Origin of the sequence: Acinetobacter sp. YH01011, from assembly GCF_013420785.1 — a bacterium.
Taxonomy (GTDB): Bacteria; Pseudomonadota; Gammaproteobacteria; order Pseudomonadales; family Moraxellaceae; genus Acinetobacter; species Acinetobacter towneri.
Window position 1 is genome coordinate 238,644 of sequence record NZ_VOYG01000002.1, and the last position, 16,702, is coordinate 255,345.

Consider the following 16,702-nt stretch of genomic DNA (forward strand, 5'->3'; position numbering starts at 1 on the left):
CTTTTATCGCTTTTTTTAGAATTAACGCTACACTAGGGTTTATATCTATTTTTCCAATTATCACGACCCAATTGAGGTGGCACCCATGTCGCATTTGAATGTTGATCCACAAGAAATTGCCAAATTTGAAGCATTTGCAGCCATATGGTGGGATCAGCATTCCGAGTTCCGTCCCCTGCACATGATTAATCCACTGCGCTTAAACTGGATTGATGAGCACGTAGGCGGCTTGGCAGGCAAGAAAGTGCTAGACGTCGGCTGTGGTGGTGGTATTTTGGCAGAAAGCATGGCTCGTCGCGGTGCCAATGTGCTTGGAATTGATATGGGCGAAGCACCTTTAAACGTGGCACGCCTGCATGCAGAACAAGAAGGCGTACACAATATTGAATATCGCCAAATTCCTGTTGAGCAATTGGTAGATGAGCAAGCTGGTCAATACGATGTGGTGACTTGCATGGAAATGTTAGAGCACGTACCTGATCCGGCCTCGATTATTCAAGCCTGCCAAAAACTGGTCAAGCCGGGCGGTCATGTATTTTTCTCGACCATTAACCGCAACCCTAAATCATACCTATTTGCCATTATTGGGGCAGAATACGTGCTGCGCATGTTAGCCAAAGGCACACACGATTATCATAAATTTATTAAACCGTCTGAATTGGCACACGACATCCGTCAAGCAGGCTTAAAACTAAAAGATATGACAGGCTTACACTACAACCCACTGACTAAACGCTATTGGTTAGCGCCAAATGTTGATGTGAACTACATGGTTTACACGGTCAATGAGGCAACAGAATGAAAGCCGTTTTATTCGACCTCGATGGCACCTTAATTGATACCGCTGCAGATTTTATTCGCATCATTCAAGACATGTGCCACGATAAAGGCTGTGAGATTGTGGCAGCAGACGCCATTCGCACACAGGTATCTGAAGGTGCGCGGGCAATGGTCAAATTAGTCTATCCAGAATTTGAGGTAGATGATCCTGTGTTTTTGGCCCATCGACAGCGTTTTTTAGACCTGTACGGCGCAGATATTGCAGTCGAAACCGATCTGTTTGAAGGCATGTATCCACTGCTTGAAGCATTGGAACAGCGTCAAATTCCGTGGGGTATTGTCACCAATAAACCGCGCTGGCTCAGCGAAGCACTGCTCAAAGCACTGAATTTAACTGAACGCTGTGCAGTTTTGGTCTGCCCTGAAGATGTTAGCCGTACTAAGCCAGACCCAGAACCTATGTATTTGGCGGCCAAACAAATTGAAATTGCCCCAGAACATTGTATTTATGTGGGCGATCATCCACGTGATATCGATGCAGGTCGTAACGCCAATATGTATACCATTTTGGCAGCATACGGTTATTTACCCTTGCAACACAAAGATGACTTAACAGCATGGCAAGCAGATTGTATAGTGGATTCAGTGACTGAATTACATACGGTTTTAGACAAATTGGTGCTGCAAGCTGCAACGCAAAACAGCAGTGCCAATGCTTGAATCAGTCCTGTAAAGCGATGACATGAAACTCAACCCATAAGCAATAAGAAATGAACAGGAGGGATGCCCATGAAATACTCAGAATATCAACCTCGCCCCGATCTTCTCAAAGATCGTATTATCCTGATCACAGGTGCCAGTGATGGTATTGGACGAGCGGCTGCCCTCAGTTATGCGCTACACGGAGCAACCGTAGTGCTGCATGGTCGTACCTTAAATAAACTTGAAGTGATTTATGATGAAATCGAAAGTTTAGGCGCACCACAACCTGCTATTTTGCCGCTGCAGCTTTCAAGTGCTTCACCACGAGATTATGAATTACTGGTCGATACCCTAGACAAACAATTCGGACGTTTGGATGGTATTTTGCATAATGCAGGCATTTTAGGCGAACGCACCGAGTTGGCAAATTACCCTGCCGATGTTTGGGATGACGTCATGGCAGTGAATTTACGTGCGCCATTTGTACTCACTCAGGAATTATTACCACTTTTGGCAAAATCGGAACATGCTTCAGTCGTGTTTGCCAGTTCAGGTGTAGGTCGTGAAGCACGTGAACGCTGGGGTGCTTATTCGGTGTCTAAAATTGCAATTGAAGCGGTGAGCCAGTTATTTGCCAAAGAACAGGTGCATCCAAATATTCGCTACAACTGCATTAACCCGGGTGCAACCCGCACTGCCATGCGTGCCAAAGCCTATCCAAATGAAGATCCGAAAACCTTACCAACACCCGATGCAATCATGCCAGCCTATTTATATTTAATGGGCGATGACAGCTTGCACATGAATGGTCAAAGTATTGATGCACAGGATTAGTTCTGTCGTTTGATCCGAAGAAAGGAAGCGCTTGCTTCCTTTTTTATGGACTTAACCTAGCATATTGCCAATTTTTGCACATTGATTTGCGGTAAAATGGCATCGCACAAGCATTTTCAGGTTTCTATCCTGCCTATTTTTGGCAATGCAAAGCCTGATTACCATGCTTCCACATCTCAATTCAACCTCAACGATGCAGAGAGCAACATGACTGAATTAAACAACATCACCGTGACACCACTTGAAGATGGTATGGTGTCTTTACTGATTGATGGTCAGCCTATTTCTGAAAAATATGGCATGAAGTTTGAAGCCAGCATCGTAGATGACATTCAGGCACTCGACAACGGTCAGAAAATCAAACTGTTTGATCAGTTTGTATTTTCACATACCGACCTTAATTTTGAACATGCTTACCACTATGTCACAGGCATTGAAAAACTGGACGATGCCTACAAAGTGGTTAAAAACTTTGTTTATCGTATTAAAATTGAAGGGCAACCTGAAATTGAACACGTGATTAGCAAGCAAGGCGCACCAATGAGTACTGAAGATGTACGCGAATTTATCAATGCACATATTCAAAAATCATTGACCGACTACACCGATTTAAACTACGCCTATTAAGCAAAACTCATGGCAACGGTGGCAATAATCGTTTTATTGGATTGTTTTTATAAAATTATACGGTTTTCCAAATCAATATACATCACCTATGCTTGATGTATCTCCACAACAAGCATTAGGTAAATTGTGATGACTGATATTCAACGTAAAACTGCCGTGATTCAAAGTATTGAAAGCTTGCAATTAGGTCAGCATTTAATTGTGGCTTTGGATGATCGTGAAACAGCCGAATGTGTTGCCATCGCTGTGCAATCTTTACAAGGCTTAACTGAACATTGGAACTAAAGCAGACCATAGCAGTACGCTGCTATGGTGATGTCTCATCCTTTCCTTAGCACAAGAAAAATCATCCCACCCCTATTTTCTGAGCGATAGCTACTAAATTTCGTATTTTGTCGCATAATAGAATCAATACCATGCCGCATCCTGCAGAGCGTATTTAAAAAATTCATGTGCTTTCTTCACAGTTTCTCTGCATTTAATGGTTAAAGTATGAACTGTGATATCAAGATGAGAGAATGAGGGGTTTACATGAAAAAGATTTTGACAGTTCTGGCAATGTCTTTCAGTGCTTTACTAAGCAGCAATTTTGCAACTGCCGCTCCTCAATTTGATCGAGACTCAGCTGACCATCCTCGTAACCAAGCACACAATAAACATGAATTTCGTGCCGATGCAGAAGAGCGTATGCAAGACAAACGCCGCATGCGTGAAGAACGTGGTGTAAAACGCTTACAACAACATAAATGGCAAACGGGTTATGTCATGCCGCAGCATTATCGTGGCAATGGTTATAAAGTCGATTATCAGGAACATAACTTGCCCCGCCCTGAACGCAAACAACAATGGTATAAAATCAACCAAGACTACATTTTGGTCGATGTCGAAAATCACCATATTTTGCGTATCGCAGGTTTATAGACCTACTGTTGTACATACACAATATCTAAATACATAGCCCAAAGCTCACTTTGGGCTTTTTTTATAGAGCGATAGTCCGCTCAGGCTCTCCTTGTTTTCTCCATAAAATTCACAATTCACCTCAATTTCCACCATCATTTATCTTGAGTATTTGACTAATTTGGACACATCTACCCCATATTTAAAACTGAAGGTAAGTCGCATGAAAAAATTACTCAGCACCTTAGCACTGTCTTTAAGCGCAATCATGGCAACATCGGCTATGGCAGCACCCGACCATCGTTATGATGATCGTCGTCATCAAGCGAATGCCACCTATAAACATCACGACAAGCGTTGGGACAATCCACGTCATCATGCACAGTGGGAACAAAAGCGTTATGATCAAAAACGCGTGAATCCAAGTCGTGACTGGCGTGTAGGTCAAAACCTCCCACGCGGATATGATGCGAACCGCTACAAAGTCAGTGATCGTGAAGCACGTCGTTTACCCAACACAGGTCGTTATCAGCAGTGGTATAAAGTCAACGGTGACTATGTGCTGATTAATGAGCGCACCCAGCGTATTATTCGTATTATTGGCTAAAACCGTTCAGCCTGAGCTGAAAAATAGCATTTCTCCACAACACCTGAAGCACCATTCAGGTGTTTTTTTATATTTAGTCTTCCGCTGCAGAATTTTTTGATTAGAATCAAAGACAGCACCATCGATCATTACAGCAGGCCAACGAATGACTCCAACTGAAAACCCGCACAGCACAACCTTACAATATGTGCATTGGTTTAGACATTCTGCGCCTTATATCAATGCCCACCGCAATAAAACCTTTGTGATTATGTTCGATGGTGAAGCGGTTTTGCATGAAAACTTTCAGCACATTATTCATGATATTGCCCTACTACACTCGCTTGGTATTCGTTTGATTTTGGTACATGGTGCGCGTCCACAAATTAATCAAAACTTAAAATTCAGCCAAATTGATACACCGTTTCATTTGCAACGTCGTGTCACCACTCGTGAATCTTTATCGTGTGTCATGAATGCTGTCGGTTCAATTCGCCTGCAAATTGAAGCCTTATTGTCGATGGGGCTAGCTAACTCCCCTATGTACGGCGCACGGATTGATGTGGTGTCGGGTAACTTTATCACCGCCAAACCGTATGGCATTCGTGATGGGGTCGATTATCAACTGACTGGCGAAGTCCGCACTGTAGATGTCGATGCCATTCAACGCCATTTAGAAAATCATAATATTGTGTTGCTCGGTCCAACAGGTTATTCCACCACAGGTGAAGTGTTTAACTTGTTGGCTGAAGAAGTGGCAACTAAAACTGCCATTCAATTAAAAGCTGACAAACTGATTTTCTTAGGCGCGCAGCACGGTTTGCAGAATGCCGAAGGTCAATTGCAACGTGAAGTTCATCCGCAACATTTAACTCCATATATTGAAGATGCTCAGCGACATCATCCTGAATTGGCTTTACACTTAAATGCAGCCCAAGATGCCTCATTAAACGGCGTACATCGGGTACATCTCATTTCCTATGCCTACGATGGTGCTTTACTCGAAGAACTGTTTACCCGTGATGGTTCAGGGACGATGGTGAGTGATGCACATTATGAAGAAGTGCGTACGGCCAATATTCAGGATGTAGGCGGTTTGATTCGTTTATTACGTCCTTTAGAAGAAGAAGGCGTGTTGGTATATCGTTCACGTGAGCGTCTGGAAAATGAAATTGGACAATTTGCAGTGATTGAACGTGACGGCATGATTCTCGCCTGTGCCGCCTTGTACCCCATTCCGACCACAGGTCATGAACTCAAGTCGGCCGAAATTGCCTGTGTCGCGGTGCATCCTGCTTATCGTAAATCCAACCGTGGTCGCCAAATTCTGGATTATTTAGAAGATAAAGCCAAAACCATGGGTATTCAGCAATTATTTATTTTAACCACTCGCACCGCACACTGGTTTTTAGAACAGGGCTTTGCACCTGCCAGTGTCGATGATTTACCCGATGCACGTCAGGCTTTATATAACTATCAACGCAACTCAATTGTGTGTAAAAAACGGCTCTAAGCGAAACTTTTGGTACGCTGAATGACACAGCACAATCAAAACCCAGAAATGTTTCACGTGGAACATGCTGCCGATTAAATCAGGTCATCACACCTATACCTGTCAGCACGACAGTGTAGGGATGATCAAAATTGGCAGCATCCACACCACTGTTTAGTTTTTTTAAATAAAATTGATGCAAGGCAGGAAGAAACTTTACTTTTATCATTTATATAGAAAATTCAAAAAACTTATTCATTCAGTCAGAAAATACAAAAACAAGATACTCCCCCTCTCTAATCATGCTTTTCACGGATTTAATAGCTAAACTACAGAATAAACTAAAAATATTTTAAAAATACATCTTTAAAAGATGCACAAGCCTGATGATTTGCCGTACAATTAATAATTCCCTTTTTTCATTGTTTTAAAATTACGAATGGAACAAAAAAAGAGTACACAAAAACGCCATCAGCTTCTCAATGCTGCACTCGACGTATTTTCCTTATACGGATTTAGCGGTGCAAGTTTGGATGAAATCGCACAAATTGCAGAAATGCATAAGTCGAATATTTTCTATTATTATGAAAATAAAGAGGCGCTCTATGTTGAAGTACTGACCACAGTACTGCAAAAATGGCTTGCGCCTTTACAAATGCTTGAAGCCGAACTTGAGCCAGAAGAAGCGATTACCAATTATCTGTTACAGAAAATTGAGGTTTCCCGTACTCAACCGAAAGCATCACGTCTATTTGCTTTAGAAGTGATTCAAGGTGCGCCACATATTCAGGAAATTTTAAAAGGTCCTCTGAAAAAACTGGTAAAACGTAAAGCCAAAGTCATTACCATGTGGCAAGAACAAGGCAAACTGTCTAAACAGATTGACCCTGAACTGCTCATTTTGAATATTTGGGCCATTACCCAAAACTATGCTGACTTTGCCACGCAAATGGAAATGGTCACAGGTAAAACCTTGCGTAACCGCAGTATGCTACAACGTGTTTTACAACACACAGTTCACATGATGCTGTACGGTATTGTGCCTCGTCAGGACGAAATTAATGCTACAGAAGCCACTGTTGTCACGGCTGAACCTGCACAGGAAGCGCAAGAATAATCGCGCCAACCTGAACAAATATCCGAATTTAGCCCACGACCCTAGTTTTTACTCGGGTCGTGGCGTTTTGGGCAACTGTATTATTTAACACTTTGATATAACGATAATAATTTTTGTGCGCCTAGCAACAAGTTTTCTTCCCAGTCCAAATGCGCCGTATCATTGGCACCATCGGTAATATATTTGACCGACAACATGCGCACGCCTAGTTTTTTACAGACTTTGGCAATCGCATAGCCTTCCATATCGACCAGCTGACACGGCACTTTCGGTGTCCCCGTTTCAAAACTATCGCCTGTACCGCAAATTCCGTTAGGCAAATGCTCAAAATAGCGTTCCAAATGAATTTCTGCAGGATGTTCCTGATCCATTGGCGTGACCCCCACCTGAAAACCCAACGGAGAAACATCCATATCGCGCTGCACAAACTGGCAGACTTCCACCAAAGCATGTGCATCAAAATGTGAGCTGCCAGCTGTGCCTAAATTCAATAAAGTTTTACAACCTGTCTTTTGAATCACTTCAAAGGCTTTAAATGCAGCATTGACCTTGCCAATGCCACTGTAATGCACCTGAATCCCAGCCTGCTCAAACAAGCCTTTAGACTCACTGGGCAATGCCATAATTAAAGCGAAATCAGAATTCATCACTATTTACTCGTACAGATCATTGAAACTGGGCACATTAGAAAAGAAAATCTGACGCGGTGCAAATCCAGTTCACCTTTAGCGCTCAAATAGTCGGATTTTGCCTGATTTTCAGATAATTTTTCAGGTTAAAAACACAACAGCAAGACGAAAGCGCGAGAATATGGCAATATATAGCCCTTACAAATTTTCAACTTTCATCCGATCATGCAGCTGCTCCGCCTGAATGCTTTATCTTCAACCACCGACCTCGCCCAAACTGCCGTGACCATTGGCAATTTTGATGGTGTGCATGTCGGTCATCAGGCGATGATTCAACAGCTCAAAGAAGTTGCTGCTATGCAACAACTCAAAACCGTGGTGATGCTGTTTGAACCTCAACCACTGGAATTTTTTAAAGGCTACGATGCTCCACCACGCATCAGCTCGTTGCGGGAAAAAGTCGAATATCTGACTGAATTGGGCATCGACTACATTGCAGTAGCGAAATTTGACAATCATTTCCGCAGTTTAAGCGCCGAAGCCTTTGCAAAACTTTTAAAAGATACCCTGAATGCCTCGCATTTGGTCTTGGGTGATGACTTCCATTTTGGTAAAAACCGCCAAGGCAATAGCGAGTTTTTGCGCAACTATGGCTTTCAGGTCACCAATTTAAACACCATTGAACTAAATGGTGAGCGTGTTAGCTCAACTCGTATTCGTCAAACCTTACAAGCAGGTGATTTGGCACTGGCAGCCAAACTGCTTGGACGCCCATATAGCATTACAGGGCGCGTCCAATATGGCGATCAAATTGGTCGCACACTTGATTTTCCAACCATTAATGTACGCTTAAACCGCCATAAACCCTGCTTAAATGGCATTTATGGCGTTGAAGTGGTCTGTGAAACCACCGCTTTAAGCGAAAAAGTCAAACACGATCATCCTCACAAAACGGGTGTTGCAGGCTACAGCCCGAACAGTCTGTTTGGTGCAGGGCATGTGGGTACGCGCCCAGCCATCCAACAAGTACAGCCCGAATGGCGATTAGAAGTACATTTCCCCAATGTTTCTGCTAATCTGTATGGCTTATTAATGCGGGTCACATTTTTAAACTATTTACATGGCGAAAAAAATTACCCTTCGCTTGAAGCACTCAAAGCGGGAATTGATGATGATGTTGAAAAACTTCTTGAATTTCGACAAGATCATCCAAATTTCCCTTTTTAATTTTACCCTGAATATTTAATGTAAAACGCGTCAGTCCATGGGCTGATTCAACTGGAAGACAACTTGCATGAGCGATAAGCAAACTCCTGAAAATGCAGTGGATTATAAAGCCACGCTAAACCTCCCAGGTACTGAATTTGCAATGAAAGCAAATCTCGCAGTACGTGAAGCGAAATGGTTAGAAGAGTGGTATGCCGACAACATTTATCAGCAGATTCGTGCATCGCGTATTGGCAAGAAAAAATATGTGCTTCACGATGGCCCTCCATACGCCAATGGTCAAATTCACTTAGGTCATGCGGTCAATAAAGTCCTAAAAGACATCATTATTAAAAGCCGTGTCATGGATGGCTATGACGCACCTTATGTTCCAGGTTGGGACTGTCACGGTTTACCAATTGAACTTAAAGTAGAAGAAAAAGTGGGTAAGGTGGGTGTAAAAGTCGATGCTTCGACTTTCCGTAAAGCCTGTCGCGAATATGCTTACACCCAAGTCGAATTACAGAAAAAAGACTTCGTGCGTATGGGTGTATTTGGTGATTGGGACAATCCTTACCTCACCATGAACTTCAAGCAAGAAGCCGATATCGTGCGTTCATTGGGTGCAATTGCCAAAGCAGGTCATATTGAACCGGGTCTTAAACCTGTGAACTGGTGTTTGGACTGTGGTTCTGCATTGGCAGAAGCCGAAGTTGAATATGAAGATAAAAAATCCGATGCAATTGATGTCGGTTTTGCTGTGGTCGATTTAGCCGATTTATCTGCACGTTTGGATGTGCAAGTGAATGATGCCACTGACATCGTCATTTGGACGACTACACCGTGGACTTTACCTGCGAACCAAGCCGTTGCATTACATGCCGAAATTGAATACCAATTGGTGAAGGCACGTGCCGATGAAAAAGCACCACAAAACTTTATTTTGGCCAAAGAATTGGTACTGTCAGCAACTGAACGCTATGGCTTTAGCAGCTATGAAGTATTGGCTGACTTCACAGGTGACAAACTCGAAAACCTGATCTTACAACATCCACTGATTCAAGCACGCCAAGTACCTGTGATTTTAGGTGAACACGTGACCGCAACAAGCGGTACAGGTGCAGTACATACCGCGCCTGGACATGGTGTGGACGACTATAAAGTTGGCTTACAATACAACCTAAAAGTTGACAATCCTGTCGGTGGCAATGGCGTATATTTACCTACTGCACCAATCTTTGCAGGCGAACACATCTACAAAGCCAATCCACAAATTATTGCGACTTTGGCAGAAAACAATAAGCTGTGGGCACATCACCCAATCAAACACAGCTATCCGCACTGCTGGCGTCATAAAACTCCAATTATTTTCCGCGCTACACCACAATGGTTTATCAGCATGGATGCCAAAGGTTTACGTCAAGGCGCACTGAATGCGATTGAAAATGACATCAGCTTTGTACCTGATTGGGGTAAAAACCGTATCCAAGCGATGATTGAAGGTCGCCCAGACTGGTGTATTTCACGTCAACGTACTTGGGGCGTGCCAATTCCATTCTTTGTACATAAAGACACCAACGAATTGCACCCACGCACACCTGAATTGATCGAAGAAGTTGCGAAACTGATCGAACAAGAAGGGATTGATGGCTGGTACAACCGTGAAGCCAAAGACTTCATTGGCGAGGATGCCGAGCACTACAATGCAGTACGCGACACCTTAGACGTTTGGTTCGACTCAGGTACGACGCATTATGCAGTTCTACGTGAGCGTGAAGAGTTACAAGACCCAGCCGATTTATATCTTGAAGGTTCAGACCAACACCGTGGCTGGTTCCAGTCTTCATTGCTCACCTCAATTGCGATCAATGAACGCGCACCATACAAAGGCTTGTTAACCCACGGCTTTGTAGTGGATGAAAAAGGTCGCAAAATGTCGAAATCGTTGGGTAACATCATTACTCCACAAGACATTATTAAAGACATGGGTGCAGACGGCTTACGCTTCTGGATTGCATCGGCAGATTACCGCTATGAAATGACCGCAGGTAAGGAAATCTTTAGCCGTGCCTCTGACGGTTATCGTCGTATCCGTAACACCTTGCGTTTCTTGTTGGCCAACTTAAATGGCTTCAAACCCGCTACAGATGCACTGCCTGTAGATCAGTTGATTGCACTGGATCAATACATCCTGCAACGTGCCGCAGAAGTACAGAAAACCATTCAGCAAGCCTATGAAGATATGAACTTCCATATCGTGACCAGTGCACTGACCAACTTCTGTATTAATGACTTGGGTGGTTTCTACCTCGATATCATCAAAGACCGTCAGTACACCACCAAAGCAGACTCGCAAGCACGTCATTCTGCACAAACCGCTTTGTATCACTTGGTTCAGGCTTTCGTTCGTTGGATGGCGCCAATCTTAAGCTTTACTGCACAAGAAGCATGGCCGCTAATTCCTGAGCAATCAGAAAAATATGTCTTCACTGCAGAATGGTATGACATTCCAGTGGCTTCTGAAGCTAACATCTTGGCAGAAGCGGAATGGCAAACCCTGATCGCTGTTAAATCTGCCGTCAATAAATTCATTGAAGCTGCACGTACCGCCAAAACAGTCGGTTCCAACTTGTCTGCTAAAGTTGAACTTTGGGCGAATGACGAACTCAAAGCCGTATTGGATAAACTAGGCGATGAGCTACGTTTTGTCCTGATTACCTCACAAGTGGTTGTGAATGGCTTTGATGCTGCACAAGGTGAAGCCTCTGATTTAGATGGCTTGAACGTGAAAGTTTCTGCAGCAGATGGCGAAAAATGCGTACGTTGCTGGCATGTACTCCCTGATGTGAATACACATTCTGCACATCCAGGTTTGTGCTCACGTTGTATTATCAACCTTCCAACAGGTCAAGGCGAAGAGAGAAAATATGCCTAATCCACAACACAAAAAGGGCTTATTCCAGTTCTATCCACATAATTTATGGTGGGTGGGCTTGTCTATTGTTGCGATTATTCTCGACCAATGGACCAAATGGATTGCAGTATCGCATCTGAATTACGCAGATCCAGTGCCTGTATTGCCCTTTTTGAATTGGACTTTACTGCATAACTATGGTGCTGCCTTTAGTTTCTTGTCCGATGCAGGTGGATGGCAACGTTATTTCTTTACCTCACTGGCAGGTTTAGTGTCTGTAATTTTTGTATTTTGGCTAATGCGTATGCCAAAAAATGTCATCGTACTGCCTTTGGCGATTGCCTTGATTTTAGGCGGTGCGATTGGGAATTTAATTGATCGGGTCAGTCTTGGCTACGTGGTCGATTTTATTCACGTGTACTACAACAACAGCCACTTCCCTGCCTTTAATATTGCAGACAGTGCCATCACACTTGGCACCATTCTGCTGTTAATTGATACGTTTTTCCTAGAAAAGCACCGAATTGAACGAGCGCAGGCGCAACATGACTGAAATTATTAATCCAAATGATGAAACTCGTATTGAAGATGGCTCAAAAGTCGAATTGCACTTTTCTGTCGCCATTGAAAATGGTGTAGAAATTGACAACACCCGTAGCCGCGCTGAACCTGTAAGTTTGGTCATGGGCGATGGCAGCCTATTACCTGGTTTTGAAAAGTCATTATTTGGTTTACGTGCAGGTGACCGTCGTACCGTGAGTCTTCCACCTGAAGAAGCATTTGGTCCATGGAATCCTGAAAACGTACAAACTTTTGATACGGTTAAATTTGAGCAACATCCAGTTGAAGGACACATGATTGAATTTGAAGATAAAGCCAAACAAAGCCTCTATGGCGTGGTGAAATCTGTCAACGATGATGTGACTGAAGTAGACTTTAACCACCCTTTAGCGGGTAAAAATATTACCTTTGAAGTTGAAATCTTTAGAGTGACCCCAGCAGGACAACAAGGTATTAAGTTGATGTAATCAATTTGCATACTTACTGCATCTTTCTGCTGTTCAAATCTCCCAAGTACAAGAAAATGAATTTGGGAGATTTTTTATTGAATAAGATAATTATTAAATATAATCAAATACTTAAAATTAAATAAATCCAGTTTATTGATCTATATTTTACCGATATATCGTTGTACGTTTTAGCTTACATGCACTGCAGAAAATTGACGCTAGGCAAAGATCAGCTTTCATTTTATATTTAACACATACAGAAACAGGATGTTTCTAAAAGCAAGAATAACAATAATAAATAATATAACGGCAGGACGCTGAAAGGTATAACAGGAGTAATACCTAAACATAAATCTGAAAAAGCCCCGACATGATGTTGGGGCTTTTTTCTATTTGTTTTTTGTCCTACTTTGAAATAAGTTTAGACCTGAAGAAATTTATTTTATGGAGCCACCAATTTAAGCAATCTGGCAGATTGACCATCTTCAATCACCCAAATATTGCCATCCTGTGCTTGAAATACGCCACGAATCCGCTGACCCATCTCGATACGCTGTAACTCCCGAACAGGCTGTGCTTGCGTATCCACCACAATAATTGCTTTTGAAGATAAACCACCAAGAATGGCTTTATGCTTCCAGTGTGGAAATACATCTCCCGTATAAAACATCAAACTTGAGGGAGAGATGACAGGCGTCCAATCCAGCACTGGGGCTGTAAATTCAGGACGAGTCGCATGGTCTGGAATTGGCAAACCATTATAATGATCACCGTTCGACACCAACGGATAGCCATAGTTTTCGCCTTTGGCAATCAGATTCAACTCATCACCCCCTTTAGGTCCCATTTCTGCAACCCAAAGCTGCCCTGTAGAATCGAATGCCATGCCTAAAGGGTTGCGATGCCCCAAACTCCAGACTTGCTTGGCAATCTCTCCATGTGTTTGAAATGGATTGTCTAAAGGTGTTGTACCATCTGTATTTAAACGTAAAATTTTACCTAAATTAGATTTTAAATCCTGAGCAGGTTCAAACTTTTGTCGCTCACCAGAACTTATCCATAATTTGCCATCTGCCCCAAACTTTATACGATGCGCATAATGTCCTTGTCCCGATACTTTCGGCACTTGCTGCCAGATTCTTTGAGTTTCGGTGAGTTTTGGCGTGGGTTTAGCATCTAATACAAGCTTGCCCCGAATCACGACTGCACCGTAACCACCCGTACCCACTTCGGCATAACTTAAATAAATCTGCTGATTCTGTTGAAATTCAGGATCTAAAATGACATCACCCAAACCACCTTGTCCGCCATAGGCGACTTCAGGGATAGCTTGAACATCTAAGCTTTGACCTGTTTTTGGATCAAAAAGTTTTAATTTCCCCGCTTTTTCTGTAATTAATAGGCGTCCATCGGGTAATTCTGCCAATGCCCACGGCTCATTAAAATCTGCAATTGGCTGTATTTGATAGCGTTGTAAATTTTGTGCAGAAGTTGATTTTGACTCTAAAGCAGCCGTGTTCTGTTTCGGCTCAACTTGCGCATTACACCCTGTAGTTAAACCCAATACAACTAGACATATAAATCCATAGTATTGCCGATTTATCTTGAGCATCCTAATTGCTCCTCTATTCATTCAATCTTTGCTTGTGCTAATCAAGACATCATAATCAATGAAATGTACCTCGTGCACAGTAGAAATGTAGCGATACACACTTTCTTACTTAAATCTTCTACAAAGTGAATAGGCAAAAAATTAAGGAGCAATGCTCCTTAATTTCAAAGTCCCAAAACACTAACGATCAATTAACTATAAGATCGGCTGGCTTTTTTAACCACGCTTGGCTCACTCACCACCTGTGATGTACTTTGTAAACGAATCAGTGCTACTGCAATTGCACCAATCACTGCAGGAATCGCCACCGCCAAAAAGTTCATTTTATGTGGTAAATCCATGCCCAAAAGTACGCCAATAATAATAGGGCCTACAATCGCACCGACACGCCCCACTGCAGAAGCACAGCCGATACCTGTAGAACGAATCGTAAGTGGATAATACTGAGCAACAAAGCTATACAATAAAATACTGCTGCCAATGGCAGAAGCACCTGCTAAGCCCACCAATAAATAAATCACAGGCTGTGGTGAATTAAAGCCTAGACCCACTAGAGAGAATGCGCCCAATAAAAACATGCCAATAATCACAGGTTTTAAGTGGAAACGGTCTGCTAAAATCCCGCCACTGATGGTTCCGATCACAGCACCAATGTTCATCGCCATTAAGAACATTAAACTGTTACCCAGCGAATAACCTGCTGCCATCATCAGTTTTGGCAACCAACTGCCCAAAGCATAAACCATCAACAAACACATAAAGAAGCAGCACCAAAACAGCAAAGTACTCATGCCACGGTTATTTTGAAATAAGGCTGCAATTGAGGCATCTGCGGTTTGTACTTCATTTAATACAAATTGTGTTTGTGGGCTGATATTTTCTTGTGGGCTAATTTGCTGGACGATGTGACGCGCTTTTTCATGTTGCTGTTTTTTCACCAAAAAAGTTAAAGATTCTGGTAAGAAAAACCACAATAAAGGCAAAATAAGTAACGGTAATCCCGCAATATAGAACATCACTTCCCAGCCAAATCTAGGCGTCAACCATGCACCAAGTAAGGCTGCCATAATGCCGCCCACGGCATAGCCGCTGAACATGGTGGTAACTAAGGTACTACGCATTTTTTGTGGTGCATATTCAGAGGTTAAAGCCACGAGGTTAGGCAATACCCCGCCAATCCCTAAACCTGCAATAAAACGTAAAATACCAAACTCTGTTGGGTTGGATGCAAAGCCGCCCCAAAAAGTAAAGCCACTAAATAACGTCACACAAATTAATATGACATTTTTACGGCCAATTTTGTCTGCCAACATGCCAAACAGCATGGCGCCAAACATCATGCCTGCCAGTGCCGTACTCGCAAGCATACCTGCCTGTACAGCCGTCATATTCCATTCTTGCATCAGTAGTGGTAAAGCCACACCGTTAATCGCCAAATCATAACCGTCAAAAATAACGACAAATACGCACCAAAGTACAATTTTTAAATGAAAAGGTTTAAACTTTGCTTGATCCACTACAGCATTCACATTCATTGTTGTTGCTGTCATTTTTCCCTCACCTCCAATTGTGAGCTTTTTATTTTATAAAAAATGAATGGTTATTCACTTTTGTATATAAAATGAATCAATATTCACTTTTTGTCTACAGCAAAAACTTAACTCTGGTTAATTTTCTTAAAAACCTAGACTAAAGTTGTAGATAAATTCGACCAAATAGACTTGCAGTAATTTATGATATTTTGATATATGCTATATTTTTCACATAATTTATTATTGTAAATATATTGTTTTAAACTTCTTTCTTCTACTTTTCTTCTTAATATTTTCCTTTCCGTATAAAAAAGCCCCCTTGACGTTTATGTCAAGGGGGCTTTGAATAATGAGCTGGCGATGACTTACTCTCACATGGGTAACCCCACACTACCATCAGCGCGAAGAGGTTTCACTTCTGAGTTCGGGAAGGGATCAGGTGGTTCACTCTTGCTATGGTCGCCAGCACAACTGTTTACGGAGACTTGCATTGGTCTTATTCACGACTGTGATGCACTGCGTTTTCCGAATCTGTAACAGATTGGGCTGTATTGGGTCTGAATTTTATTGTTTAGCGTTAACTAAATCAAGGTCAGTCTGAATTGACTGATTGGATTTGAATCGATTGAGCATACAACCCCAACTGTTTGGGTGTTGTATAGTCAAGCCTCACGAGCAATTAGTATTGGTCAGCTTCACATATCGCTATGCTTCCACATCCAACCTATCAACGTCGTAGTCTTCAACGGCTCTTTAGGAGG

16 protein-coding genes and 2 rRNA genes are annotated in these 16,702 nt (G+C 42.5%); 13 read left to right on the forward strand and 5 right to left on the reverse strand.

Translation table 11 applies throughout. The features are described 5' to 3' along the window. The first annotated feature begins 85 nt into the window (after positions 1-85). The 9 genes from ubiG to FTT78_RS02550 all read left to right on the forward strand — a co-directional run bounded on the left by ubiG (position 86) and on the right by FTT78_RS02550 (position 7,038). Positions 86-802: a bifunctional 2-polyprenyl-6-hydroxyphenol methylase/3-demethylubiquinol 3-O-methyltransferase UbiG gene (gene ubiG, locus FTT78_RS02510; RefSeq protein ID WP_180043520.1), complete on the forward strand. Its 717-nt coding sequence runs from the start codon at positions 86-88 to the stop codon at positions 800-802. After that, positions 799-1,500, forward strand: a complete 702-nt coding sequence (locus tag FTT78_RS02515; protein ID WP_180043522.1) for an HAD family hydrolase — start codon at positions 799-801, stop codon at positions 1,498-1,500. Before ubiG ends, FTT78_RS02515 begins: the two co-directional genes overlap by 4 nt. Positions 1,501-1,569: 69 nt before the next feature. Next, a complete protein-coding gene (locus FTT78_RS02520; protein WP_180043524.1) occupies positions 1,570-2,316 on the forward strand; it encodes a YciK family oxidoreductase in 747 nt (248 codons plus the stop codon). A 207-nt stretch (positions 2,317-2,523) separates the two neighbouring features. Beyond that, complete coding sequence (locus tag FTT78_RS02525) at positions 2,524-2,943, forward strand: hypothetical protein (protein WP_004974057.1); 420 nt, start codon at positions 2,524-2,526, stop codon at positions 2,941-2,943. Between the two features lie 129 nt (positions 2,944-3,072). Continuing rightward, the gene (locus FTT78_RS02530) at positions 3,073-3,228 is read left to right on the forward strand and encodes a hypothetical protein (RefSeq protein ID WP_004974054.1); all 156 of its coding nucleotides are present in this window, start codon (positions 3,073-3,075) and stop codon (positions 3,226-3,228) included. 246 nt (positions 3,229-3,474) lie between these two features. Continuing rightward, positions 3,475-3,864, forward strand: coding sequence for an RcnB family protein (locus FTT78_RS02535; RefSeq protein ID WP_154320157.1), 390 nt, complete (start codon positions 3,475-3,477; stop codon positions 3,862-3,864). 202 nt (positions 3,865-4,066) lie between these two features. Then, the gene (locus tag FTT78_RS02540) at positions 4,067-4,450 is read left to right on the forward strand and encodes an RcnB family protein (RefSeq protein ID WP_179991243.1); all 384 of its coding nucleotides are present in this window, start codon (positions 4,067-4,069) and stop codon (positions 4,448-4,450) included. Between the two features lie 145 nt (positions 4,451-4,595). Next, entirely contained in the window at positions 4,596-5,942 is a 1,347-nt protein-coding gene (argA, locus tag FTT78_RS02545; RefSeq protein ID WP_179988775.1) for an amino-acid N-acetyltransferase, read from the forward strand. A gap of 418 nt (positions 5,943-6,360) precedes the next feature. Next, positions 6,361-7,038, forward strand: coding sequence for a TetR family transcriptional regulator C-terminal domain-containing protein (locus tag FTT78_RS02550; RefSeq protein ID WP_104852769.1), 678 nt, complete (start codon positions 6,361-6,363; stop codon positions 7,036-7,038). Positions 7,039-7,118: 80 nt separating this feature from the next. On the opposite strand, the gene FTT78_RS02555 is transcribed toward FTT78_RS02550, so the two are convergent. Then, the gene (locus FTT78_RS02555) at positions 7,119-7,685 is read right to left on the reverse strand and encodes a 5'-nucleosidase (RefSeq protein ID WP_180043526.1); all 567 of its coding nucleotides are present in this window, start codon (positions 7,683-7,685) and stop codon (positions 7,119-7,121) included. A gap of 207 nt (positions 7,686-7,892) precedes the next feature. Between FTT78_RS02555 and ribF the strand changes: the two genes are divergently transcribed. The 4 genes from ribF (at position 7,893) to FTT78_RS02575 (ending at position 12,815) form a co-directional block, all read left to right on the forward strand. Then, positions 7,893-8,894, forward strand: a complete 1,002-nt coding sequence (ribF, locus tag FTT78_RS02560) for a riboflavin biosynthesis protein RibF (protein WP_180043528.1) — start codon at positions 7,893-7,895, stop codon at positions 8,892-8,894. A gap of 67 nt (positions 8,895-8,961) precedes the next feature. Continuing rightward, positions 8,962-11,808 (forward strand): isoleucine--tRNA ligase, encoded by a 2,847-nt coding sequence (gene ileS, locus FTT78_RS02565; protein WP_180043531.1) that lies wholly within the window; start codon positions 8,962-8,964, stop codon positions 11,806-11,808. Continuing rightward, positions 11,801-12,340: a signal peptidase II gene (gene lspA / locus FTT78_RS02570; RefSeq protein WP_004974039.1), complete on the forward strand. Its 540-nt coding sequence runs from the start codon at positions 11,801-11,803 to the stop codon at positions 12,338-12,340. Before ileS ends, lspA begins: the two co-directional genes overlap by 8 nt. Continuing rightward, positions 12,333-12,815: a peptidylprolyl isomerase gene (locus FTT78_RS02575; RefSeq protein ID WP_004974037.1), complete on the forward strand. Its 483-nt coding sequence runs from the start codon at positions 12,333-12,335 to the stop codon at positions 12,813-12,815. Before lspA ends, FTT78_RS02575 begins: the two co-directional genes overlap by 8 nt. A gap of 424 nt (positions 12,816-13,239) precedes the next feature. On the opposite strand, the gene FTT78_RS02580 is transcribed toward FTT78_RS02575, so the two are convergent. The 4 genes from FTT78_RS02580 to FTT78_RS02595 all read right to left on the reverse strand — a co-directional run. Further along, positions 13,240-14,409 carry a PQQ-dependent sugar dehydrogenase gene (locus FTT78_RS02580; protein ID WP_180043533.1) on the reverse strand — a complete coding sequence of 390 codons (1,170 nt, stop codon included), beginning with the start codon at positions 14,407-14,409 and terminating at the stop codon, positions 13,240-13,242. Positions 14,410-14,600: 191 nt separating this feature from the next. Next, positions 14,601-15,959 (reverse strand): MFS transporter, encoded by a 1,359-nt coding sequence (locus tag FTT78_RS02585; RefSeq protein ID WP_180043535.1) that lies wholly within the window; start codon positions 15,957-15,959, stop codon positions 14,601-14,603. 334 nt (positions 15,960-16,293) lie between these two features. Beyond that, positions 16,294-16,408: ribosomal RNA gene (rrf, locus tag FTT78_RS02590) — 5S ribosomal RNA — on the reverse strand. A 191-nt stretch (positions 16,409-16,599) separates the two neighbouring features. Further along, positions 16,600-16,702 (reverse strand): 23S ribosomal RNA (locus FTT78_RS02595); the annotation flags it as partial.